Raw genomic sequence first — 22,195 nt, 5'->3', positions numbered from 1 at the left:
CGGCGGCGTTCAGTCCCCGGCGACCGCCGGGTCGGCCTCGCGCTCGCGGCGCAGCCGCCGCAGCTTCCGCAGCCGCGCGACCACGAACCACAGGCACGCCGCCGCGATGGCGACGAGGACGGCGTTCGACAGCACGCCGCTCCACTCCGCCAGCACCGGCCGGATCGCGGGGCCGAAGGCGTACCCGAGCCCGATCCAGATGGCGTTCCAGACGGCCGACCCGATCGCGGTGTACGCGGTGAACGCCCAGAACGGCATCCGCTCGATGCCGGCGGGGATGGAGATGAAGCTCCGCACCAGCGGCACGCACCGCCCGACGAGCACCGCGACCGGGCCCCACCGGACGAAGAACCGCTCGGCCTTGTCGAAGTCCTCGGCGTCGAGCAGCGGGATCCGCGCGACCAGGGCGCGCGTGCGGTCCCGGCCGAGCCAGGCGCCGAGGAGCCACCAGATCCAGGCGCCGAGGATCGCGCCGGCGGTGGCGGCGAGGATCGCCCACCACAGGTTCATCCGGCCGTCGTAGGCGAGGAACCCGGCGCCGGGCAGGACCGCCTCGGACGGGATGGGCGGCACGAACGTCTCGATGAAGACGGCCGCGCCGACGCCGACCTCGCCCAGCGTCTCCATGAGGTCGAGGACCCAGCCGATGAAGCCCTCGTACTCGTGGCCGGTCGCCGGGTCGACGGCGGCGGGGGTGCGGGCGGGCGCGAGGGCGGCGGCCGGCAGGGTGGTGCTCACGGCGGTGGACTCCAGGATCGCATCGTCGGGGGACCACGAGCCGGCGGCGCGCGCCGGGGGCGTGCGCGCGGGCGATCCGCGGCTTTCGTCCTGTCTCGAACGCGCGAGCGCCCCGATCGGTTCCGGCGGGCGTCCCGCGCGGGTGCACGAGACACGTCGAGGGTGCCCTCAGTGTGGGCACCCTCGACGTGTCTCGTGCGCCTCGGCCGGCGTCAGCGGTTGATGTCGTCCGGGTCCGGGCCGGGGCTGGTCGGCTGCGTCGTGCCCGTGCCCGTGCCCGTGCCCGCGCCCGTCGCCGCGCCGGTGCCGTGCGTCGGGTGCGCGGCCTCGTCCGGCTGGTTGACGTCGTCCGGGTCGGGGCCCGGGCTCGACGGGCGCGTCGGCGGCTCGCTCGGCGTCCCGGTGTGCTCGTGCCGGGGGTCGGGGGTGGTGGTCATGCCGGTCTCCCTCGATCGAACGGTGACGGCCGCGGGCGACGCGGCCGCGCGTCACCGCCACGCTACGCGCGCGCCACGGGACCGCACGCCGAGCGGGCGCGAGGACGCCCTGTACGTCCGGCGGGCCGCGTGCCACGATCGGCCGCGGGGCAGGCGACGGGCGGAGGGCGCGTGAGCGACGAGGTCGGCGACGTGGCGCAGGCGGTCTCGACCGGGCGGCTGCCCGGCTGGGACCGGGTCGAGGAGCTGGTGCAGGAGGCGCACGCCCGCCACCGCGACCGCGCCGAGGGGGCCGTGGCCGACTACATCCCCGTGCTGGCCGAGGCGGACCCGCGGCTGTTCGGCGTCGTCGTCGCGGAGACCTCGGGCGATCTGCACGCCGCGGGCGATGCGGACGCGGCGTTCACCATCCAGTCGATCTCCAAGGCGTTCGTCTACGCGCTGGTCTGCGAGGCGTACGGGCACGAGGTGGTGCGCGACCGGGTCGGCGTGAACAACACCGGGCTCCCGTTCAACTCGGTCATCGCGGTCGAGCTGAACGACGGGCACCCGATGAACCCGATGGTCAACGCCGGGGCGATCGCCACGACGGCGCTGCTGCCCGGCGGCACGCCCGACGAGCAGTGGGCGCACCTCGCCGCGGGCCTGGCGCGGTTCGCCGGCCGCACGCTCGAGGTCGACCCGGTGGTCTACGAGTCCGAGGCGGCGACCAACCAGCGCAACCGCGCGATCGCCCGGCTGCTGGAGAGCTACGGGCGCATCGACGCCGACCCGCTCGAGGTCGTCGACGTCTACACCCGCCAGTGCGCGATCCGGGTCACCGCGCGCGACCTCGCCGTGATGGGCGCGACGCTCGCGGACGGCGGCGTGCACCCGGTCACCGGCGAGCGCGTCGTCTCCGCGCAGGTCTGCCGCGACACGCTGGCGGTGCTGGCCGCGACCGGCATGTACGAGCGGTCGGGGGAGTGGCTGTTCGAGATCGGGGTCCCGGCCAAGTCCGGCGTCTCGGGCGGGATCGTCGCGATCGCCCCGGGCAAGGGCGCGATCGGCACGTTCTCCCCGCCGATCGACCCGGCCGGGAACAGCGTGCGCGGCCGGCTGGCGACGGCGCACCTCAGCCGCACGCTCGGCCTCAACGTGTTCGCGTCCGCCGCCCACGCCGCCGACCGGAGGACCCCCGCATGACGAGCACCGAGACCCGTGGCGCGACGACGGCCGAGGAGCGCCGGTCCTGGGTGCCGATGGCGAGCCTGTTCCTGGCGCAGGTCCTCATGTCGTTCAACGTCGCCGCCCTGCCCGTCTCCCTGGGCGGCATGGTCGAGGACTTCGGGGTCCCGCCGACCGTCGTCGGCTCGACGATCGTCGTCTACGGCCTGACGGTCGCGGCCCTGGTGATGACCGGCGCGAAGCTCGGGCAGCGCGTCGGCTGGGTGCTGATGTTCCGGGTCATGGTGGCGACGTTCGCGGCGTCGGCGCTGCTGATGATCCTGTCGCCGAGCGTCGGGTGGGCGATCGCCGGGCAGGCGCTCGCGGGTGCGTCCGCGGCGATCATCGTGCCGTCGCTCGTCGCGCTGATCGCCGAGAACTACCGCGGGGCGCAGCAGGCGACCGCGGTCGGCTCCCTCGGGTCGGCCCGGGCGATCTCCGGGGTCACGGCGTTCTTCGTCGGCGGCGCGCTCGGGACGCTCGTGGGCTGGCGGCCGGTGTTCGGGGTGGTGCTGGCGCTCGCGGTCGCCGTGCTGGTGCTGAGCACCCGGCTGCGGTCCGACGGCGGGGACCGCGAGGTGCGGATCGACCTGGTCGCCTCCGTCCTCATCGGCCTGGCGGTCGTGCTGCTCACGCTGGGGTTCAACAACCTCAACGCCTGGGGGCCGCTGGTGGCCACGGACGACGCGCCCTTCAGCGTCGCCGGGGTGTCGCCCGCGCCGCTGCTCGTGGTCACCGGGGTGGTCCTCGGGCAGACGTTCTTCTGGTGGACCCGCCGACGCGCCGCGTCGGGCCGGACGCCGCTGGTCGACCTGCGGGTGCTCGCCCGGCCGAGCGAGCGCGCCGCCGTCTACGCGATGTTCGTGGTGGTCGCGCTGGAGGCCGCGCTCAACTTCACCGTGCCGCTGTACATCCAGATCGTGCAGGGCCGCACGCCGTTCGACACGGCGCTCGCGATGATGCCGTTCAACCTCACGGTGTTCGTCACGGCGACCCTGGTCGTGCGGTTCTACGGCCGGTTCAGCCCGAAGGTGATCGGCGTCTTCGGGTTCACGCTCACCACCGTCGCGCTCGCGTGGCTGTCGCTGGTGGTCACCAACAACTGGGAGACGCTCCCGACGGTCCTCGGGCTCCTCGTGTTCGGCGTCGGGCAGGGCGCGCTCGTGACCCTGGTGTTCAACGTGCTGGTCACCGCCGTCCCGAAGCACCTGGCGGGCGACGTCGGCTCGATCCGCGGGACCACGCAGAACCTGGCCTCGGCGGTCGGCACCGCGCTGGTCGGCGCGCTGCTGGTGACGATCCTGTCGGTGAACGTCGGCCGCGCGGTGGTCGAGCACCCCGAGCTGCCGCCCGGCCTCGTCGCGCAGGTCGACCTGGACGCCGTGAACTTCGTCAGCAACGACGAGCTCCGCGAGGTCCTCGCCGGGACGGACGCCGACCCCGCGCAGGTCGAGGCCGCGGTGGCGCTGAACGAGGAGGCGCGGCTGAACGCCCTGCGGCTCGGGCTGCTCGTGCTCGCCGGGGTCAGCGCGACCGCGGTGCTGCCCGCGAGCCGGCTGCCCCGCTACCGCCCGGGAGAGATCCCGGACCCGTCGCCGGAGCGGGAGGGCTGAGGGCGGGCTCGACGTCCCGCGCTCCCGCGACCTCGGCCAGCCGGCGCGCGAGGTAGCGGCGCTCCGCCTCGTTGCGGACCAGCCCCAGCGCGTCCCGGTACCCGTCCGCGGCCTCCGCGGCCCGGCCCGCCCGGCGCAGCAGGTCCGCCCGCGCCGCCGGGACGTAGTGGCTGCCGGCCAGCCGGGCGTCGCCCGCCACCGCGTCCAGCGCCGCGAGCCCGGCGTCCGGCCCGTCGGCCATCCCGGTGGCCACCGCGCCCGCGAGCCCCGCGAACGGCGACGGCGCGAGCCGCAGCAGCTCGCGGTACGCCGCCGCGATCGCCGCCCAGTCGGTGGCCGCCGCCGACGGCGCCGTGGCGTGCGCGGCCGCGATCCGCGCCTGCACCAGGTACGGCCCGGCCCGGCCGCCCCGGGCCACGAGCCGGTCCCCGGCGGCCAGCGCCGCCAGCCCCTCGGCGGTGGCCGCGGCGTCCCACCGCCCGCGGTCCTGGTCCTCCAGCGGCACCAGGTCGCCGGCGTCGTCCGTCCGGGCGGCCCGCCGCGCGTCCTGCAGGAGCACGAGGGCCAGGCAGCCCCGCACCTCGGGGTCGTCCGGGACCAGGCGCGCGACCAGCCGGGCGAGCCGCACCGCCTCGTCGCACAGCCGCAGCCGCAGCAGGTCGGCCCCGGCGCTCGCGGTGTACCCCTCCGAGAACAGCAGGTAGACCACCGCGAGCACCCCGTCCAGCCGCTCGGGCAGCCGGTCGGCGGGCGGGACCCGGTACGGGATCCGGGCGTCGGCGATCTTCCGGCGACCGCGGACCAACCGCTTGGCGGTCGCCGCCTCCGACGCGCCGAACACCCGCCCGATCTCCGCGACGGTCAGCCCGCACACGGTCCGCAGCGTCAGCGCCACCTGCACCTCCAGCGCGAGGGCCGGGTGGCAGCAGGTCGCGATCAGCGCGAGCCGGTCGTCGGGGAGGTCCCGGGGGTCGCCCGGCTCCGGACCGGGCACCGCGTCGACCGCCACCGCCGCTGCCACCTCCGCCAGCCGCCGCGCCTCGGTGCCCGCCCGGCGCAGCCGGTCCAGGGCGCTGCGGCGCGCCGCCGTCGTGAGCCACGCCCCGGGGCGGTCGGGCACGCCGTCCCGGGGCCAGGTGCGGGTCGCCGCGGCGAACGCGTCCTGGGCGCAGTCCTCCGCGAGCGCCCAGTCGCCCGTCACCCGGATCGTCGTCGCCACGACCCGCCCCCACTCGTCCCGGAACGCGCGGACGAGCGCGTCGTCGACCGCGGTCACGGCTGCCAGAGCGGCCGGACCTCGACGGCGCCGGCCGCGGCGGCCGGGTGCCGGGCCGCGGCGTCGAGCGCGGCGTCCAGGTCCGGCGCGGCGATCATCGCGACCCCGGCCACCTGCTCCGCGACCTCGGCGTAGGGGCCGTGCGCGACGACGGTCCGGCCGTCGCGCACCCGTACCGTCCGGGCCTCGGCGGGCGGGCGCAGCCGGTGGCCGCCCAGGTCGGTGCCGCGGTGCACCCGCGCCCACGCCGTCGGCGGCTCGTCCGGGTGCGGCGACCCGTCGGGCACCTCGCCCATCAGCAGCAGGTAGTGGCCGGCGCCCGCGTCCTCCGGCGCGAGCACGTGCCCGTCCGCCGCGGACCCGTCGAACGGCCACACCTCCCGGACCTCGATCGCGCCGAACCGCGCCGCGGGGTGCTCGGCCGCGAGGGCGACCGCCGCGTCCAGGTCGGGCACGTCGAGCACGTCGAAGCCGCCGACCAGCTCCTTGTACTCCGCGAACGGTCCGTCGGACACGAGCACGCGCCCGTCCCGCACCCGCACCGTCGTGGCGGTGTCCGCCTCGGCCAGGCGGTGCCCCTCCCGCCGGCCGGCGCGGTCCGCCCGCTCGACCCACGCGGCGGGGTCGGCCTCCTCGGCGGTGGGCGCGGCATCGGGTCCCACCCGCACGAACGTCACGAACGTCATGGCTCCTCCTCGGTGTCGTTCTGTCACCAGCACGACGCACCGGCGCGCCCCACGAGGACACCCCGGCATCATCCGGCCCGCGGTGGCCCCCGGTCGAGGGGTGTCCCGCGGCACGGGGCGGTGCGTCGGGCGGGTGCGGGCCGGCGCGACGCCGGTCCGACCGATCCCGAGGAGGCACGCCATGACCTTCGACCAGCCCCAGCTCGCGCTGCTGCTGTCCCGGCGCGCGGTGCTCACCGACGCCCGCAGCGCGCTCCCGGACGCGCCGCAGGTGCCGTCCCGACCGCCCCGAGGCCGTCGCGCCCACCGCGCGTGGACCGCCGTCGTCCGGCGGCGCCGGCGGTGATGCACCGAGTGTCCAGAAACGCCTGGACATCCGGGACTTACCGGTCCGGTTTCTGGACACTCGGTGGCGGGCCCCGCCGCGTGGACGAACGTCAGCGGCCGAGTACGAAGGTCTGGATCGCGATCACCGCGGCACCGCGCGCCCACTCGGTGAACGCCGGCGACTGCAGCGCGACGTCGGGCAGGGCCGCCTCGGGGTCGCGGTCCGCCCGCATCCCCGCGACCAGGGCGTCCCGGGCCACCTCGGCCAGGCGCACGCCCTCGCCGCCGAGCACGACGCGCTCGGGCATCGTGAAGTTCGCGGCGGCCGCGACCAGGCGGCCGAGCGCGCGCCCCGCGTCCTCGACCACCCGCGCCGCCGGCGGGTCGCCCGCGACCGCGAGGTCCAGCACCTCGTCGTAGCCGACCGGCCGCCCGTGGGCGACGGCGACCTGCGCGGTGATCGAGCCGATCGTCAGCATCGCGCCCGCGCACCCGCGGTGGCCGAGCGGGCACAGCGGGCCGGCGGGGTCGAGCGGGTGGTGGCCGATCAGCCCGAGGCTGGCGTCGTCCTCGGTGACCAGCCGGTCGTGCACGACGAGGCCCAGGCCGACGCCCGCGCCGATCGTGACCAGCGCGAACCGGGCGGCGCCGCGGCCCTCGCCGAACCAGTGCGTGGCCTCGGTCAGCGCCGTCACGTCGTTGGCGACCACGACGGGGAGCCCGGTCCGGGCGCGCACCATGTCGGCGAGCGGGACGTCGCGCCAGCCGAGGAACGGCGCGCGCACCACGTCGCTCGCGGCGGCGACGTGCCCGCCGAGGCTCACGCCGACCGCGGTGACGCCCGCGGGCGCCCGCCCGACCAGGTGCTCGGCGAGCTCCCCGACGACGTCCGCCACGGCGGCGGGCCGGTGGTCCGGCAGCCGGCGCTCCGCCACGGCGACGACGCCCGCACGCAGGGTGGTGAGCACGCCGTGCGCGGTGTCCCCGGTGAGCTTGATGCCCACGAAGTGGTGCGCGGCGGCGACCACGTCGAGCGGCTGCGACGGCCGGCCCACCCGCTGGTCCGCGACCGGGGTGTCGACCTCGACGAGCAGGCCGTCGTCGAGGAGCGGCTTCGTGAGCCGGGTCAGGCTGCCGGGGGACAGGTCGACGCGGCGGGCGAGCTCCGCGCGCGACAGCGGCCCGTCGAGCAGCACCTCGAGCGCGATGCGGTGGGCCGCTCCGGTGAGCGGCACCCAGGGTCCCGGCGTCATGCGCCCAGTGTGCCGGATCGAGTTCCGCGTCGGAACAAACAAGCCCGATTAGGTTCCGCACGAGAACTAATCCGGTCAGAAGCGATGGCGGCGCAGGTGAGCCACGCGGTCGAGCGCAGGGGTTGACGGCGAGGTTAATTCCGACGTAGAACTTACCCGTCCCCGACGAAGAGGCCCGCACCATGACGACGACGACGTCCCTGCCGACCCGCGCCGACCGCACCGACGTGACCGGCGACCCGATCCTCCACCTGTCCGCCGACGGCGTGAGCCTGGTGCTCGACCTGTCCGGCGACCGGCTGCCCCGCGTCCTGCACTGGGGCGCCGACCTGGGTGACCCGGGCGCCGACGAGCTCGCGGCGCTGCGCGCGACCAGCATCCCGCCGATCGCCTCCGGCGTCACCGACCTGCCCGTGCCGCTGTCCCTGCTGCCCGAGCAGTCGGTGGGGTGGCTCGGCACGCCGGGCGTCACCGGCCACCGGGACGGCCGCGACTTCTCGACGGCGTTCGTCGTCGACGAGGTGCGCGTCGAGCACGGCACGGACCGCGACGGCGCGCCGGTGGCCCACCGCGTGACGGTCGGCGCCACCGACGCCGTCGCCGGGCTCGCGCTCGTCCTCGAGATCGAGATGCTGCCCGACGGCCTCGTGCGGACCCGCGCCGCAGTGACCAGCACCGCGGGCGGCGTCTTCACGCTCGGCGGCGTCGACCTGGCGCTGCCCGTGCCCCGCGAGGCCGACGAGATCCTCGACTTCACCGGCCGGCACCTGCGCGAGCGGAGCCCGCAGCGGCACCCGTTCGTCGCCGGGACGCACCTGCGCGAGTCCCGCCGCGCCCGGAGCCACGACGGCACGCTGCTGCTGCTCGCCGGGCGCGCCGGGTTCGGCTACCGCTCCGGCGAGGTGTGGGGCGTGCACGTCGCCTGGTCCGGCAACACCCGCACGTTCGCGGAGCAGGCGATGCCGACCGGCGTCCGCGTGCTCGGCGCCGGCGAGCTCCTGCTGGCCGGCGAGGTCCGGCTCGCCGAGGGCGACACGTACGCGACCCCGTGGGTCTACGGCTCCTACGGCGACGGGATCGACGCGCTGTCGCACCGGTTCCACGCGTACCTCCGCTCCCGCCCGCAGCACCCGCGCACCCCGCGGAAGTCGCTGATCAACGTGTGGGAGGCCGTGTACTTCGACCACGACCTGCCGCGCCTCACAGCCCTCGCCGACGCCGCGGCCGCGGCCGGCGTCGAGCGGTACGTCCTGGACGACGGCTGGTTCAAGGGCCGGCGCTCCGACGACGCGGGGCTCGGCGACTGGGTCGTCGACGAGGACGTCTGGCCCGACGGGCTCGGCCCGCTGGTCGACCACGTGACCGGGCTCGGCCTGGAGTTCGGCCTGTGGTTCGAGCCCGAGATGGTGAACCCCGACTCCGACCTCGCCCGCGCGCACCCGGAGTGGATCCTGCAGACGGGCGACCGGCTGCCGCCCGAGGCGCGGCACCAGCAGGTGCTCGACCTCGGCCACCCCGGGGCCTGGGACCACGTCTTCGGCCAGATCGACGCCGTGCTCTCGGCCTACGACATCGGCTACGTGAAGTGGGACCACAACCGCGACCTGATCGACGCGGGACACACGGCCACCGGCGCCGCGGGCGTGCACGCCCAGACGCTCGCCACGTACCGACTGCTCGACGCCCTGCGGGCGAAGCACCCGCACGTGGAGTTCGAGTCCTGCTCGGGAGGCGGCGGCCGCGCGGACCTCGGCATCCTGGAGCGGACGGACCGCATCTGGACGTCCGACTGCATCGACGCGCTCGAGCGCCAGGTCATCGAGGCCGGGACCGGGCTGCTGGTGCCGCCGGAGATGCTCGGCTCGCACATCGGCTCGCCGCACTCGCACACCACGGGGCGCCGGCACGAGCTGGGCTTCCGGGGCGCGACCGCGTTCTTCGGCCACCTCGGGATCGAGTGGGACCTCACCTCCGCGACCGACGACGAGCGCGCGGGGGTGGCCCGCTGGGTCGCCGCCTACGCCGAGCACCGCGACCTGCTGCACCACGGCCGCACCGTCCGCGCGGACGACCCGGACCCCGCCCTGCGGGTGCACGGCGTCGTCAGCGCGGACCGGCGTGAGGCGATCATCGCGGTCGTCCAGGTCGCCACCGGCGTCTGGGCGCCGCCCGGGCGCGTGCGGGTCCCCGGCCTGGACCCGGCCGCGACGTACGAGGTCCGCCCGCTGCCGCCCGGCGACGAGGTCGTCCCCGGCCACGGCGACGCGCTGCCGCGCTGGTGGTCCGAGGGCGCCCGGCTGTCCGGCCGCACCCTCGGGGCCGTCGGCGTCCAGGTGCCGAACCAGTTCCCCGAGCGCACCGTGCTGCTGCACCTCACCGCCCGCTGAGGCACCCGTCCCGTCCGTCCGTCCCAGTCCCGCGAAGGCGCGGGGGAGGAGCACCGACATGGCCATCGCGTCATCACCGGCACGTCCGGCGACCACCAGGAGCCGTCCCGCCCGCCGCGGCGGGCGGGACGGGGGCGGCAGGGGCGACCTGCGCGCCGCGCTCGTCTTCCTGATCCCGGCGAGCATCGGGTTCGTCGTGTTCTACCTCGTGCCCGCCGTGCGCGGCGCCTGGTTCAGCCTCACCGACTACTCGGTGCTGGCCCCCGCGGAGTTCGTCGGCCTGGAGAACTACCGCCGGCTGCTCGACGACCCGCTGTTCTGGAACGCCATGAAGGTCACGGCGTACTACGTGCTGGTCAACATCGTGATCCAGACCGTGGTCGCCATCGCCCTGGCCATGCTGCTGCAGCGGATGACCCGGTCGATCCTCGTCCGCGGGATGGCGCTGCTGCCGTACTTCGTCGCGAACGTGGTCGTCGCCCTGGTCTGGTACTTCATGCTCGACTACCAGATCGGCGTCGTGAACGTCCTGCTCGGGAAGGTCGGCGTCGACCCGCAGGCGTTCTTCGGCGACCCGGCGCTCGCGCTGCCCACGATCGCGCTCATCAACGTCTGGCGGCACATGGGCTACACGGCGCTGCTGCTGTTCGCCGGGCTGCAGACCATCTCGCCGCAGGTCTACGAGGCGGCGTCGCTCGACGGCGCGTCCGCCTGGCGGCAGTTCCGCTCGATCACGCTCCCGCTGCTGCGGCCGGTGCTCGCCCTGGTGCTGGTCGTCACGGTCACCGGGTCGTTCCAGATCTTCGACACGGTCGCCGTCACCACGGGCGGCGGCCCCGTCAACGCCACCCGCGTCATCTACCTCTACATCTACGACCTGGCGTTCGCGCAGCTCGACTTCGGCTACGCCTCGGCGATGTCGGTCGTCCTGTTCGCCGTCCTGCTCGTCGTCGCCCTGGTGCAGCTGAAGCTGACCCGGGCGGACGAGTCGGACAACGCCTGAGGAGGCCACCGTGTCGACGACGACCGCCGAACCCCTCGCCCTGCCCGCCGACCCCGGCCGGGTCCGCCCGCGGCCCGACCGCCGCGCGCGACGGCGCCCCACCTGGGGGCGCGTGCTCGGGTGGGCGACGCTGATCGTGATCCTGCTGATCACGCTGTTCCCGTTCTACTGGATGCTGCGCACCGCGTTCTCCGACAACCGGGCGCTCGCGGCCCAGTCGGACAACCTGCTGCCGGCCGACTTCACCCTGGACGCGTTCCGGCGCGTGTTCGGCCTGACCACCCTGGAGGAGTCGCTCGCGCAGGGCGGCGCCGGCGGCCGGATCAACTTCTGGCTGTACCTGCGCAACTCCGTGGTCGTGGCGACGTCGATCACGCTCGGCCAGGTGTTCTTCTCCGCGATGGCGGCGTACGCGTTCGCGCGGCTGCGCTGGCCGGGCCGCAACACCGTGTTCGCGGTGTTCCTGTCCTCGCTGATGGTCCCGGGCATCTTCACCGCGATCCCGAACTTCGTGCTGATCAAGGAGCTGGGGCTGCTCAACACGTTCCCCGGGCTGATCCTGCCGACGCTGTTCATGACGCCGTTCGCGATCTTCTTCCTGCGGCAGTTCTTCCTCGGCATCCCGCGGGAGCTGGAGGAGGCGGCGATGCTGGACGGCGCGAGCCGGGCGCGGGTGTTCCTCCGGATCATCCTGCCGATGGCCGGGGCGCCGATCACCACGCTCGCCGTGCTGACCTACATCACGGCGTGGAACGAGTACTTCTGGCCCCTGCTCGTCGGGCAGAGCGACGACGTCCGGGTGCTGACCGTCGCGCTCGGCATCTTCCGGTCCCAGACACCGCAGGGCAGCCCCGACTGGGCCGGGCTGATGGCCGCGACGCTGGTCGCCGCGCTGCCGATCGTCCTGCTGTTCATCGCGCTCGGGAAGCGCATCGTCAGCTCCATCGGCTTCTCCGGGATCAAGTGAGGTGCGCCCGATGACCACGACCGACCACCACCGCACCGGCCGCGCCCGGCGCCGGCCCGGCCGCGCCGTCGCCGCCGCGCTCGCCGCGGGCCTGGCCCTGGCGGGCTGCGGGTCCGCCGCCACGGCGGCCGACGACGACCGCGTCGCGCTCACCTACTGGATGTGGGACGCCAACCAGGTGCCCGGGTACCAGCAGTGCGCCACCGACTTCGAGGCCGCCAACCCCGACGTGCTGATCAACATCGAGCAGTACGGCTGGGACGACTACTGGACGCAGCTCACCGCGCGCATGGTCGCCGAGAGCGCGCCGGACGTGTTCGTCGACCACGCCCAGCAGTTCGGCAAGTACGCGAGCTTCGACCAGATCCTCGACGTCTCCGACCGGGTCGAGGAGTCCGGGCTGGACCTCGACCGGTACCAGCCGGGGCTGGTCGACCTCTGGCGCGGCGCCGACGGCGGGCTGTACGGCCTGCCGAAGGACTGGGACGCCGTGGGCCTGTTCTACAACGAGGACCTCGTCGCCGAGGCGGGGCTGACCGCCGAGGACATGGGGGACCTGGAGTGGAACCCGGAGGACGGCGGCTCGTTCGAGCGGCTGCTCGCCCGGCTGACGGTCGACGCGAACGGCGTCCGCGGCGACGAGCCCGGCTTCGACAAGGACGACGTCGCCGTCTACGGCATGGGCTACAACGAGAGCGGCGGCGGCTTCGGCCAGGTGCAGTGGGCGTCGTTCGCGCTGAGCAACGGCTGGACCTACGCCGACCGGAACCCGTGGCCGACGGAGTTCGCCTACGGCGACCCGGCGCTCGCGGAGACGATCGGCTGGTACCGGTCGCTGATCGAGAAGGGCTACCTGCCGCCGCTGGCGGTGGCGACCTCCGGCATCGGCACGATCGAGTCGATGGGCTCCGGCTCGTACGCGCTCCTGATCGAGGGCGCCTGGAACGCCCGCGCGATGTCGGAGCTGCAGGGCGTCGACATCGGCATCGCCCCGACCCCGGTGGGTCCGACCGGCGAGCGGGCGAGCGTCTACAACGGGCTGTCGGACGCGATCTACTCGGGCACGCCGCACCCGGACGAGGCGTGGCGCTGGGTCGAGTACCTCGCCAGCCCCGCGTGCCAGGACGTCGTCGCCGAGCAGGCGCGGGTGTTCCCCGCCCTGACCGCGTCCTCCGAGCGGGCGATCGCGGCGTTCGAGGAGATCGGGATCGACGCGGACGCGTTCGCCGTGCACGTCGAGGACGGCACCGGGACGCTGCCGCCGGTCACCGACCGGTGGGCGGAGATCCAGGCCGTGATGCAGCCGGCGATGGACTCGGTGCTGTCGTTCCAGGCCGAGCCCGACAGCCTGGTGGCGGCGGACGACCGCGTGGACGGGCTGCTGGCGGACGACTGACCGCCGGCGTGCGCGAGGGCCCCCGGCGGCGGTCGCCGGGGGCCCCTCGTCGTCGTGCGGGGCGCGGGTCGTCAGGCGATCGTCGCGACGTCGATGACGAACCGGTACCGCACGTCCGAGCGCAGCACGCGCTCGTACGCCTCGTTGATCGCGTCGGCGCCGATCAGCTCGGTCTCCGGCGCGATGCCGTGCTCGGCGCAGAAGTCGAGCATCTCCTGGGTCTCGGCGATGCTGCCGATGCTCGACCCGGCGAACGAGCGGCGGTTGCCGAACAGCGTGAACACCTGCACGGGCAGCGGCTCGCCCGGGGCGCCGACGTTGACCAGCGTGCCGTCGAGCCGCAGCAGCGACAGGTAGGCGCCCAGGTCGACGACCGCCGACACGGTGTTGACGATGAGGTCGAAGCTGTTCGCCAGCTCGGCGAACGTCGCCGGGTCCTCGGTCGCGTAGTAGTGGTCCGCGCCGAGCTCGAGGCCGTCGGCCTTCTTGCTCAGCGTGCGGGACAGCACCGTGACCTCGGCGCCCATCGCGTGCGCGAGCTTGACGGCCATGTGGCCGAGCCCGCCCATGCCGACGACCGCGACCTTCTTGCCCGGGCCGGCGCCCCAGTGGGCGAGCGGCGAGTACGTGGTGACGCCGGCGCACAGCAGCGGCGCCGCCTTGTCGAACGGGATGGCCTCCGGCACGCGGAGCACGAAGTCCTCGACGACGACCACGTGGGTCGAGTAGCCGCCCTGCGTGATCGTGCCGTCGCGGTCCACCGACGCGTAGGTCTGGGTGTTGCCCTGCAGGCAGTACTGCTCGAGCCCGGCGCGGCAGTTCTCGCACTCGCGGCACGAGTTCACCATGCAGCCGACCCCGACGCGGTCGCCGACGGCGTGCCGGGTGACCTCGGGGCCGACCTCGGCGACGACGCCGACGATCTCGTGCCCGACGACCTGCGGGTACGTGATCGGGCCCCAGTCGCCGCGGACCGTGTGGATGTCGGAGTGGCAGATGCCGGCGTAGTGGATCTCGATCAGCACGTCCGTCGGGCCGAGGTCGCGGCGCTCGATCGTCGTCGGGACGAGCGGCTCGGTGGCGGACGGGGCGGCGTAGGCCTTGACGGTGCGCACGGGTCTCCCGGGTGGTGCGAGGGGGTGGGGGCACCAGTGAACACGACCCGCCCCTCCCCAGGGAGGTCCGCTCACCACGCTGAACCACGCGATGGACCCGGCGCGGCGCGCGGACATGGTGCCGGCGCCCGTCGTGATCGGGAAGCGGGTGTGGGTCGGGGCGTCCGTGACCGTCGTGCCGGGGGTGACGATCGGCGACGGGGCGGTCGTCGCGGCCGGCGCGGTGGTGACGAAGGACGTGCCGCCGGACACGGTCGTCGGCGGCGTGCCGGCGCGGGTGATCCGGCCGACCGGGTACGACTCGGCGGCGCCCTGAGGTCCGCGCGCCGGCGGGAGGGGGGTCCCGACAGGGCCCCTCTCCGGGCGGGCCGCAGGCCCCCGACGCGCCTACTGTCGACGGAGCACCGAGCCCGGGCGGGACCCGGGACCGGCACCCCGTTCCCCCACCTCACGAGGAGCACCACCATGCGTGGAGTCGTCATGCACGCCCCCGGCGACGTCCGTGTCGAGGACCGCGAGGACCCGACCATCGTCGAGCCGACCGACGCGATCCTGCGGCTGACGGCGACCTGCATCTGCGGGTCCGACCTCTGGCCGTACCGCGGCGCCGAGCCCGTGGACCACCAGGTCATGGGGCACGAGTACGTCGGCGTCGTGGAGGCGATCGGCTCCGACGTGCGGAACGTCCAGGTCGGCGATTTCGTCGTCGGCTCGTTCTGGGCCTCGGACAACACCTGCGAGATCTGCGAGGCCGGCTACCAGGCCTACTGCGTGCACCGCGTCCTCATGGGCACGGTCGGCACCCAGGCCGAGAAGGTCCGCGTCCCGCTCGCCGACGGCACGCTCGTCGCGACCCCGGGGCAGCCGGACGCCGACCTGATCCCGTCGCTGCTCGCCGCGTCCGACGTGCTCGGCACCGGCTGGTTCGCCGCCGTGGCCGCCGAGGCGGGCCCGGGCAGGACCGTCGCCGTGGTGGGAGACGGCGCCGTCGGCCTGCTCGCCGTGCTGGCGGCGAAGCAGCTCGGCGCGGAGCGCATCATCGCGATGTCGCGGCACGCCGACCGGCAGGCGCTGGCCCGCGAGTTCGGCGCCACCGACGTCGTCGAGGAGCGCGGCGACGCGGGCGTGGCCCGGATCAAGGAGCTCACCGGCGGGCTGGGCGCGCACAGCGTGGTCGAGGCCGTCGGCACCCAGGAGTCGATGATGCAGGCCATCCGCTCGACCCGTCCCGGCGGGCACGTCGGGTTCGTCGGCGTCTCGCACGACGTGTCGCTGCCCGGCGAGGAGATGTTCGGCGCCGGCATCCACCTGCACGGCGGGCCCGCCCCGGTGCGCCGGTTCCTGCCCGAGCTCGTCCGGCTGATCTGGGACCGGGAGATCGACCCGGGCAAGGTCTTCGACCTGACCCTGCCGCTCGAGGACGCCGCCGCCGGCTACGAGGCCATGGACCAGCGGCGCGCGACCAAGGTGCTGCTCACGCTCTGACCGGCCCGCCGGGCCCGCGTCCCCGTCACGACCAGGAGGAACCACCATGACCACCATCGCCGTCGTGGGCGCAGGCCCCGGCCTGGGCGCCGCCGTCGCCCGCCGGTTCGCCGCCGAGGGGCTGTCCGTCGCCCTCGTCTCCCGCACGCAGGAGCACGTGGCCGACCTGGCCGGCGTGCTCGCCGCCGAGGGCGCGACCGCCCGCGGGTACGCCGCCGACGTCCGGGACCCCGGCGCGCTGGGCGCCGCCCTGGACGCCGCGGCCGCCGATCTCGGCCCGGTCGAGGTGCTGCAGTACAGCCCGCTGCCGGCCCGGGACTACCTCAAGCCGGTCCTCGGCACCACCGCAGAGGACCTGGACCAGGCGCTCGCGTTCTCGCTGCACGGCCTGCGCACGGCCGTCGAGCGGGTGCTGCCCGGCATGCGGGGGCTCGGGCGCGGGTCGGTACTGCTGGCGAACGGCGGCAGCGCGATCCGGCCGAACCCGGAGGTCGCCGGGACGTCGGTCGCGTTCGCCGCGGAGGCCGCGTACGCGCAGATGCTGCACGCCGCGCTCGCGCCCGAGGGCGTGCACGTCGGGCAGCTGATCATCCCCGGCGGGATCGAGCCGGGGCACCCCACGCACGACCCGGCGGTGCTCGCCGGGCGGCTGTGGACCATGCACGCCGACCGCGGGGACTTCCGGGTGCTCGCGGACCGGATGCCGGACTGAGCGGGGTCGCGGACGTGGCGCGGGTCGCCTGACCGCCGGGGTCGCCCGCCTCAGGCGAGGACCCGCAGCTCCGCGACGCTCCACCACGGGTCGGCGTCCGCGGTGAGCCGGACCCGCAGGTACCGGACGGCGCCGCCGTCGAGCCGCGCGGCCGCGACCTGACCGGCGCCCGCTCGCCCGGGGACGACGACGTCCCACGCGTCGCCGTCCGCGCTGGTCAGCACCTCGTAGCCGCGCGGCCAGTCACCGCCGCCGGCGTCGAGGACGACCGACCGCGCCGCGACCGGCGCCCCGAGGTCGACCTCGAGGACGTCGCCGGGCCGCTGCGCCCGGCCGGTCGACCAGCGGGTCGCGAGGTCGCCGTCGACGGCGTGCGCGGCGACGTCGCCGGTGCAGCACGGGTCGCCGGGCGCGGCGGGGTCAGCGGTCACGGCCGCGCCGGACAGGTCGACCTCGGCGGGGAGCGCGGGCGGGTCGTCGGTGGCGGGGCCGGCCCGCTGCGCCTCGTCGCCGATCACCACCGTCGTGAGCGACCGCGTCTCGAGCCGCACCGGGTACCGCGCGCCGCCGTCCTCGACCACCACGTCCGTGCCGTCGCCGTCGTGGTGCGCGAGCAGCACCGTGGCGCCGGCCGGCGTCCGGAACGCCACCTGCGTGGTCGCGTCCCCGGCGGTCGACGACGCCCCGACCCGCACCGAGCCCCGCGGCACGAACCGGGCGGCGTGCGCGAGCACCTCCCGCTCCGCGTTCGGGGTCGCGTCGGCGCCGTCGACGGTCACCACCCCGGTGCAGGTGCCGCAGCCGCCGACGTGCGGCCCGCCGTCCGGGTCGAGCGCGAGGTTCCACGTCAGCACGACGGACGCGCCGTGGGCGAGCGACCCGACCAGCAGGTTGCGGGACTGCCAGCCGAGGGTGTCGGCGAACACGCGGTCCGCCGCGGACCCCTCGGCGTGCGAGCCGGAGCACTCGGTCACCCAGATCGCGGCGTCCGGGAACTCGTCCCGCACCGCGTCCTGCGCCGACGCGTCGCCGGAGTAGCAGTGGAACGCCACGCCGGACACCCAGCGCGCGGCGTCGCTGCGCAGCACGCGGAGCGGGTAGTCGGCCTCGGGGTCGCGACCCTCGGGGGTCGACTCGGCGTCGGCGGGGTGCAGCGCCCAGTTGTGGTCGTAGGCCAGCACGGCGGGGTCGAGGCCGGCCTCCTCGAGCGCTGGGCCGAGCGCCTCGAGCAGCCGGACCTGGTCCGCGACCGGCATGTCGGTGCCCGGGTACCCGTCGGGGTGCCGGGCCTGGGGCTCGTTCTGCACGGTCAGCGCGTCGACCGGCACGCCCGCGGCGGCCCACTCCTGCAGCGCGCGCACCAGGTACGCGGCGTAGTTCGCGTACGCCCGGTCGTCGTCCAGCAGCCGGCCGCCCTCGAGGCTGCCGGAGTCCTTGAGCCACGCCGGCGGGCTCCACGGCGACGCGACGACGACGAGGTCAGGCGCGAGCACCCGGATCTGCCGGAGCAGCGCGCGCACCGGCTCGTCGCCGGCGCTGCTGAACCGCTCCAGGTCCCGGTCGACCTCGCCGGGCGGCAGGTCGTCGTAGGTCGTGGCGGGCTCGGGGACGAAGTCGGAGCCGCCGAGCGCGACGCGCACCACCGACAGCCGCACGGGGCCGGCCGGGTCGAACAGCTCGGTGAGCAGGGCGCGGCGGTCGTCCTCGGGCATGGCGAGCAGCAACGACGCCGACGACAGCGTCAGCGCGGCGCCGAACCCGGTGACCTCCTGGCCGCGGTCGTCGGCGTCGACGGCGAGGACGGCGTCCGGTGCGTCCCCGGCCGAGCCGACGACGGGGTCGGCGGTCGCGGTGCGCGCGACGCGGTGGGTGCCGTCCGCGGTGGTCGTCCACACCTCGGCCCGGCGCGCCTCGGTGACGACGGCGTCGGGGGCGGGGTCGTCGCCGGTCCGGGCGAGCAGGAGGGCCGCGGCGCCGGCGAGGACGACGGCGAGGACGACCGCGAGCACCCACGCACGCCCGCGCCGGGGGCTGCCGCGCCCGGGTGCCTCCCGCCCGGGCTCCGCGAGCCCCGGCACCGCGCGCCCGCGGGCCTCGCGTCCCGCGCTGTCGTCGGACACCACCGCACCCCCTGGCCCGGCCGGGCGGGCGCGCCGCTCCGGACGCCCGCACCTCCGACGCTAGGCCCGGCGCGCGTCCGGCGCCCGGGAGCCGTGGCGCCGGGGTGCAGACGACACGTCCGCGGTGCCTCCGGTGCGGGCACCGCGGACGCGTCCCGGGCACCCTCGCGGGGTCAGGCCAGGCGCTTGGCGTAGCAGCGGGAGGGCAGCGGCATCGCCGCGTCGTACGGCGGGTAGGTCGGGATCCGGGTCCAGCCGAGGGCGACGTAGAGCGCCTCGGCCTCGGGCTGGCGGTCGCCGGTCTGCAGGATGACGCGGTCGGCGCCGGCCGCGCGGGCGACCCGCTCGACCTCGGTCATGATCGCGCGGCCGACCCCGCGACCGCGCTGGCCGGCGCCCACCACCACGCGCTTGACCTCCCACTCGCCGCCGAGGTCCCGCAGCGCCGCGTGCCCGATCGGGGTGCCGTCGTGGTCCACGGCGAGCACGACGTGCCGGACCGTCGCCGGGTCGACGGTCAGCGCGGCCTGCGCGGCCGGGCTCAGCGGGCCGGCCGAGGCGTAGCGCGCGCCCATCTCGGCGTCCATCGCCTCGCGCATCGCGACGGCCCGCGGGTCGGCCCAGTCGACGGACTCGAGCGTGTACGACGCGTCGGACGTGGTGGTCATGCGGCGGGTCCCCTCCGGTCGCGCGCCGCGGGGTGCCGGGCGCGCGGCGCAACGTAGCACGCGGCGGGGCGCGGGTCCGGCGCGGCCCGGGCCGGTCCGAGGGCGGACCGGGCGCGGTCCGGGCCGCCTAGTCGTCGCCCGTGCAGCCGTCGGCGGGGCCGCAGGCCGCGAGCAGGTCGACGACGTCCGGCGCGGCCTGCCGGACGACGGTCAGGGCCGCGTCGCCGAGCGCCGACATCCGCTCGGGCCCGAGCGCGTCGACGACCAGCCGCCGCACCTCGCGCACGTGCCCGGGCGCCGCGCGCCGGAGCTGCTCCTCGCCGCCGGCGGTGAGCCGCGCGCTGGTCCGCTTGCCGGCGGCGACGCACGACCCGCGCGTGACCCAGCCGGCCTGCTCGAGCCGGCCGATCGCGTGCGACAGCCGGGACGGCGAGCTCTGCGTCATCCGGGCGAGGTCGCTCATCGGCAGCTCGCCGTGCGGCCGGTCGGACAGGGCGACGAGCACGTTGTACTCGTACAGATTCATCCCGGAGTCGCGCTTGAGCTGGGCGTCGAGCGCCGCCGGCAGCGTCGTGAGCAGGGCGACGACGGCCTTCCAGTCGTCGATCTGGGCGTCGGACAGCCACGGGGTGGCGTCCTCGACCCGCTGGCTCATGCGGCCAGCGTACCGGACTTGAACATTCAACACTGGCGTGCGTAGGGTCTCTGTTGAACATTCAACACGCGCCGCCCGCGGCGCCGACCCCCCGGGAGTTCCGCATGACCGTGCTGCGCATCGACGCCTCCATCCAGGGCGCCCGCTCGGCGAGCTCCGCGCTCGCCGACCTCGTGACCGCCGAGCTGACCGCCGGCCGCCCCGACGAGGTCGTCGTCCGCCGGCACCTCGGCGAGACCCCGGTCCCCGCCGACGCCTGGGCCACCGCGGTCGGCGCCGGCTGGACCCCGGCGGAGCAGCGCACGCCCGAGCAGGCCGCCGCCGTGGCGCTCGCCGTGGAGATCGCCGACGAGCTGCGCGACGCGGACGCCGCCGTGCTGGCGCTGCCGCTGTACAACTGGGGCGTCTCCCAGCACGTGAAGGCGTGGATCGACCTGGCGATCGCCGGCGGCACCCCCGGCGACGCGTACCTGGCGGGCAAGCCGGTCGTGCTCATCGTGACCCGCGGCGGCGGCTACGGGCCGGGCACGCCGAAGCACGGCTGGGACCACAGCATCGACTACCTGCGCCGGATCGTCGGCGAGGTGTGGGGCGCCGACCTCACGGTGATCGAGCGCGAGCTGACGCTCGTGGGTGTCAACCCGGCGATGGATGCGCTCGCCGAGCCGGCCGAGCTGATGAAGAAGGAGGCCGAGGCGGCCGCGACGGCGGCCGGCCGCGCCCTCGCCGCGCGCTGAGCGCCTCCGCCCTTCTGGGTGCGTCGAGGTTGCACTCGTTGCGGGGTTCAGATCGTCGAACACCGCATCGAGTGCAATCTCGGCGAAGTGACGTCGGCGACGCGTCGCCCGGGTCAGGCCCGGACCGCGTCCAGGCGGAAGCCCTGCTCGCGCAGGCGCTCGACCAGCGCGTCGCCCAGCGCGGTCGCCGGTGTGAGCGAGCCCGCGCGGTCGGGCAGCCGAGCACCGTCGAGCGCCAGCGCCAGCGCCGCCTCGCCCAGCATCACCGCGGTCGCGGCGTAGCCCGGGTCGCCCGACGCCTGCACCCGCGCCGCGTACCGCCGGCTGGAGGCGGTCGTCGCCAGGAACCGGTGCCGGAACCAGCCCGCCTCCCGGGTCGCCGCGTCGGGACCGTCGCCCGCGGCGGGCAGCGCGCGCTCGACGAGGGTCCGGGTCGGCGGGAGCGCGAGTGCGGCGGCGCCCAGCGCGGTCGCCCCGGCCAGGGCGGTCGCGCGCAGCAGCCCGGCCGGCCCGCGCCCGGCGTCCAGGTGCTCGGCGTACCGGAGCCCGCGGCCGTACGCCCAGCCGGTCAGCGCGTTCGACCGGCGGACGACGTGCGCGTCGAACGGCGCCATCACCGAGGGCGCCGCCCACCGCCCGGCGACCCGGTGCGGCGGGGTCATCAGCCGCGGCTGCGGCGTGCCCGGCTCGGCCGCGCGGTCGGGGGACAGGGCGTGGGCGTCGGCGTGCAGCCGCCGGGCGCGCGGGTCGGAGCGCACGGCCTCGACCTCGCCGAGCAGCGACGACACTGTGCCGCCCGAGACCCCGCCGCGCGCCGCGACGAGCGCCTGCACGTCGGCGAGCCCGCCGTCGTCGTCCCCGTCGTCGGCGGCGGCCCGGTGCAGCAGGAGGACGCCCAGGTCGGACGGGATCGAGTCGTAGCCGCACGCGTGCACGAGGCGGGCGCCCGTGGCCCGGGCCCGCGCGTCCGTCGCGTCCGCCGCCGCCCGGACGAACGTCAGCTCGCCGCTCAGGTCCGCGTAGTGCGTGCCCGCGGCGGCGCACGCCTCGACGACCGGCAGCCCGCGGCGCGCGTAGGGCCCGACGGTGGTGACGAGCGCGGTCGTCGACCCCGCGACGCGGCGGAGGGCGGCCGCGTCCTCGACGTCGACCACGACGAGCGGCCAGTCGTGCGCCGCCGCGGGCAGCCCGCGCCGCACCGCGGCGAGCCGCTCGCGGTCCCGGCCCGCCAGCGCGACCCGGGTGCCGGGTGCCGCTGCGCGCGCCAGGTGCTCGGCGGTGAGGGCGCCGACGAAGCTCGTCGCGCCCAGCAGGACCAGGTCGTGCTCGCGGTCGGCCATGCGGGGCACCGTAGGCGCGGACGGGGCCCGGCCGCGCGACGAGCGTGTTCGACAGTACACGTTTCGCTGTACTG

The 22,195-nt window shown here is 75.9% G+C and carries 20 protein-coding genes and 1 pseudogene; 11 read left to right on the top strand and 10 right to left on the bottom strand.

Features of this window, described 5'->3' with window-relative positions; all coding sequences use genetic code 11:
- Positions 1-9: 9 nt before the first annotated feature.
- Together Cpa01nite_RS09420 and Cpa01nite_RS09415 are read right to left on the bottom strand one after the other, a co-directional pair.
- Positions 10-738, bottom strand: coding sequence for a DedA family protein (locus tag Cpa01nite_RS09420; RefSeq protein ID WP_239068665.1), 729 nt, complete (start codon positions 736-738; stop codon positions 10-12).
- A 212-nt stretch (positions 739-950) separates the two neighbouring features.
- Positions 951-1,175 carry a hypothetical protein gene (locus Cpa01nite_RS09415; protein ID WP_203668503.1) on the bottom strand — a complete coding sequence of 75 codons (225 nt, stop codon included), beginning with the start codon at positions 1,173-1,175 and terminating at the stop codon, positions 951-953.
- 171 nt (positions 1,176-1,346) lie between these two features.
- Here Cpa01nite_RS09415 and glsA point away from each other — a divergent pair, with 171 nt between their 5' ends.
- Entirely contained in the window at positions 1,347-2,360 is a 1,014-nt protein-coding gene (glsA, locus tag Cpa01nite_RS09410; protein WP_203668502.1) for a glutaminase A, read from the top strand.
- Positions 2,357-3,994 (top strand): MFS transporter, encoded by a 1,638-nt coding sequence (locus Cpa01nite_RS09405; protein WP_239068664.1) that lies wholly within the window; start codon positions 2,357-2,359, stop codon positions 3,992-3,994. Before glsA ends, Cpa01nite_RS09405 begins: the two co-directional genes overlap by 4 nt.
- Here Cpa01nite_RS09405 and Cpa01nite_RS09400 read toward each other — a convergent pair.
- Positions 3,906-5,270 carry an RNA polymerase sigma factor gene (locus tag Cpa01nite_RS09400; protein ID WP_203668501.1) on the bottom strand — a complete coding sequence of 455 codons (1,365 nt, stop codon included), beginning with the start codon at positions 5,268-5,270 and terminating at the stop codon, positions 3,906-3,908. The two genes, Cpa01nite_RS09405 and Cpa01nite_RS09400, sit on opposite strands and share 89 nt — an antisense overlap.
- The gene (locus Cpa01nite_RS09395) at positions 5,267-5,956 is read right to left on the bottom strand and encodes a YciI family protein (RefSeq protein WP_203668500.1); all 690 of its coding nucleotides are present in this window, start codon (positions 5,954-5,956) and stop codon (positions 5,267-5,269) included. Before Cpa01nite_RS09395 ends, Cpa01nite_RS09400 begins: the two co-directional genes overlap by 4 nt.
- 181 nt (positions 5,957-6,137) lie before the next feature.
- Here Cpa01nite_RS09395 and Cpa01nite_RS09390 point away from each other — a divergent pair, with 181 nt between their 5' ends.
- On the top strand, positions 6,138-6,302 hold the full coding sequence (locus tag Cpa01nite_RS09390; protein WP_203668499.1) for a hypothetical protein: 165 nt from the start codon (positions 6,138-6,140) through the stop codon (positions 6,300-6,302).
- 91 nt (positions 6,303-6,393) lie between these two features.
- Here the strand turns inward: Cpa01nite_RS09390 and Cpa01nite_RS09385 are convergent, their stop codons facing one another.
- Positions 6,394-7,536 carry an ROK family transcriptional regulator gene (locus tag Cpa01nite_RS09385; RefSeq protein ID WP_203668498.1) on the bottom strand — a complete coding sequence of 381 codons (1,143 nt, stop codon included), beginning with the start codon at positions 7,534-7,536 and terminating at the stop codon, positions 6,394-6,396.
- A 182-nt stretch (positions 7,537-7,718) separates the two neighbouring features.
- On the opposite strand from Cpa01nite_RS09385, the gene Cpa01nite_RS09380 reads away from it, so the two are divergent.
- From Cpa01nite_RS09380 to Cpa01nite_RS09365, 4 genes are read left to right on the top strand one after another with little or no spacing between them, the layout of a single operon-like run.
- Complete coding sequence (locus Cpa01nite_RS09380; RefSeq protein WP_203668497.1) at positions 7,719-9,923, top strand: alpha-galactosidase; 2,205 nt, start codon at positions 7,719-7,721, stop codon at positions 9,921-9,923.
- 58 nt (positions 9,924-9,981) lie between these two features.
- Positions 9,982-10,926 carry a carbohydrate ABC transporter permease gene (locus tag Cpa01nite_RS09375; protein ID WP_203668496.1) on the top strand — a complete coding sequence of 315 codons (945 nt, stop codon included), beginning with the start codon at positions 9,982-9,984 and terminating at the stop codon, positions 10,924-10,926.
- A gap of 10 nt (positions 10,927-10,936) precedes the next feature.
- Positions 10,937-11,893: a carbohydrate ABC transporter permease gene (locus Cpa01nite_RS09370; protein WP_373307376.1), complete on the top strand. Its 957-nt coding sequence runs from the start codon at positions 10,937-10,939 to the stop codon at positions 11,891-11,893.
- 10 nt (positions 11,894-11,903) lie between these two features.
- A complete protein-coding gene (locus tag Cpa01nite_RS09365) occupies positions 11,904-13,289 on the top strand; it encodes an ABC transporter substrate-binding protein (RefSeq protein WP_203668495.1) in 1,386 nt (461 codons plus the stop codon).
- Positions 13,290-13,360: 71 nt separating this feature from the next.
- Here Cpa01nite_RS09365 and Cpa01nite_RS09360 read toward each other — a convergent pair whose 3' ends face one another.
- A complete protein-coding gene (locus tag Cpa01nite_RS09360) occupies positions 13,361-14,404 on the bottom strand; it encodes an NAD(P)-dependent alcohol dehydrogenase (RefSeq protein ID WP_239068663.1) in 1,044 nt (347 codons plus the stop codon).
- 133 nt (positions 14,405-14,537) lie between these two features.
- On the opposite strand from Cpa01nite_RS09360, the pseudogene Cpa01nite_RS09355 reads away from it, so the two are divergent.
- From Cpa01nite_RS09355 to Cpa01nite_RS09345, 3 genes and pseudogenes are all read left to right on the top strand, one after another.
- Positions 14,538-14,720: pseudogene (locus tag Cpa01nite_RS09355) on the top strand (DapH/DapD/GlmU-related protein); the annotation flags it as partial.
- 149 nt (positions 14,721-14,869) lie between these two features.
- Complete coding sequence (locus tag Cpa01nite_RS09350; RefSeq protein WP_203668492.1) at positions 14,870-15,889, top strand: zinc-dependent alcohol dehydrogenase family protein; 1,020 nt, start codon at positions 14,870-14,872, stop codon at positions 15,887-15,889.
- 46 nt (positions 15,890-15,935) lie between these two features.
- A complete protein-coding gene (locus Cpa01nite_RS09345) occupies positions 15,936-16,601 on the top strand; it encodes an SDR family NAD(P)-dependent oxidoreductase (protein WP_203668491.1) in 666 nt (221 codons plus the stop codon).
- A gap of 50 nt (positions 16,602-16,651) precedes the next feature.
- Here Cpa01nite_RS09345 and Cpa01nite_RS09340 read toward each other — a convergent pair whose 3' ends face one another.
- The 3 genes from Cpa01nite_RS09340 to Cpa01nite_RS09330 form a co-directional block, all read right to left on the bottom strand.
- Complete coding sequence (locus Cpa01nite_RS09340; protein ID WP_203668490.1) at positions 16,652-18,721, bottom strand: discoidin domain-containing protein; 2,070 nt, start codon at positions 18,719-18,721, stop codon at positions 16,652-16,654.
- Positions 18,722-18,894: 173 nt separating this feature from the next.
- Positions 18,895-19,389, bottom strand: coding sequence for a GNAT family N-acetyltransferase (locus tag Cpa01nite_RS09335; RefSeq protein ID WP_203668489.1), 495 nt, complete (start codon positions 19,387-19,389; stop codon positions 18,895-18,897).
- 127 nt (positions 19,390-19,516) lie between these two features.
- The gene (locus Cpa01nite_RS09330; protein ID WP_203668488.1) at positions 19,517-20,044 is read right to left on the bottom strand and encodes a MarR family winged helix-turn-helix transcriptional regulator; all 528 of its coding nucleotides are present in this window, start codon (positions 20,042-20,044) and stop codon (positions 19,517-19,519) included.
- Between the two features lie 104 nt (positions 20,045-20,148).
- On the opposite strand from Cpa01nite_RS09330, the gene Cpa01nite_RS09325 reads away from it, so the two are divergent.
- Positions 20,149-20,781, top strand: coding sequence for an FMN-dependent NADH-azoreductase (locus tag Cpa01nite_RS09325; RefSeq protein ID WP_203668487.1), 633 nt, complete (start codon positions 20,149-20,151; stop codon positions 20,779-20,781).
- A 113-nt stretch (positions 20,782-20,894) separates the two neighbouring features.
- Here the strand turns inward: Cpa01nite_RS09325 and Cpa01nite_RS09320 are convergent, their stop codons facing one another.
- Entirely contained in the window at positions 20,895-22,121 is a 1,227-nt protein-coding gene (locus Cpa01nite_RS09320; protein ID WP_203668486.1) for a saccharopine dehydrogenase family protein, read from the bottom strand.
- Positions 22,122-22,195 lie beyond the last annotated feature (74 nt).

This window comes from Cellulomonas pakistanensis, from assembly GCF_016862755.1.
GTDB lineage: Bacteria > Actinomycetota > Actinomycetes > Actinomycetales > Cellulomonadaceae > Cellulomonas > Cellulomonas pakistanensis.
The sequence above is the reverse complement of the archived record's forward strand: the minus strand, read 5'-3'. Positions and strand labels throughout refer to the sequence as shown.

Coding starts and splice junctions, on each gene's coding strand:
- Cpa01nite_RS09415 (WP_203668503.1), bottom strand. CDS start 1,175: ATGACCACCACCCCCGACCCCCGGCACGAGCACACCGGGACGCCGAGC.
- Cpa01nite_RS09405 (WP_239068664.1), top strand. CDS start 2,357: ATGACGAGCACCGAGACCCGTGGCGCGACGACGGCCGAGGAGCGCCGG.
- Cpa01nite_RS09395 (WP_203668500.1), bottom strand. CDS start 5,956: ATGACGTTCGTGACGTTCGTGCGGGTGGGACCCGATGCCGCGCCCACC.
- Cpa01nite_RS09390 (WP_203668499.1), top strand. CDS start 6,138: ATGACCTTCGACCAGCCCCAGCTCGCGCTGCTGCTGTCCCGGCGCGCG.
- Cpa01nite_RS09385 (WP_203668498.1), bottom strand. CDS start 7,536: ATGACGCCGGGACCCTGGGTGCCGCTCACCGGAGCGGCCCACCGCATC.
- Cpa01nite_RS09380 (WP_203668497.1), top strand. CDS start 7,719: ATGACGACGACGACGTCCCTGCCGACCCGCGCCGACCGCACCGACGTG.
- Cpa01nite_RS09375 (WP_203668496.1), top strand. CDS start 9,982: ATGGCCATCGCGTCATCACCGGCACGTCCGGCGACCACCAGGAGCCGT.
- Cpa01nite_RS09365 (WP_203668495.1), top strand. CDS start 11,904: ATGACCACGACCGACCACCACCGCACCGGCCGCGCCCGGCGCCGGCCC.
- Cpa01nite_RS09350 (WP_203668492.1), top strand. CDS start 14,870: ATGCGTGGAGTCGTCATGCACGCCCCCGGCGACGTCCGTGTCGAGGAC.
- Cpa01nite_RS09345 (WP_203668491.1), top strand. CDS start 15,936: ATGACCACCATCGCCGTCGTGGGCGCAGGCCCCGGCCTGGGCGCCGCC.
- Cpa01nite_RS09335 (WP_203668489.1), bottom strand. CDS start 19,389: ATGACCACCACGTCCGACGCGTCGTACACGCTCGAGTCCGTCGACTGG.
- Cpa01nite_RS09330 (WP_203668488.1), bottom strand. CDS start 20,044: ATGAGCCAGCGGGTCGAGGACGCCACCCCGTGGCTGTCCGACGCCCAG.
- Cpa01nite_RS09325 (WP_203668487.1), top strand. CDS start 20,149: ATGACCGTGCTGCGCATCGACGCCTCCATCCAGGGCGCCCGCTCGGCG.
- Cpa01nite_RS09320 (WP_203668486.1), bottom strand. CDS start 22,121: ATGGCCGACCGCGAGCACGACCTGGTCCTGCTGGGCGCGACGAGCTTC.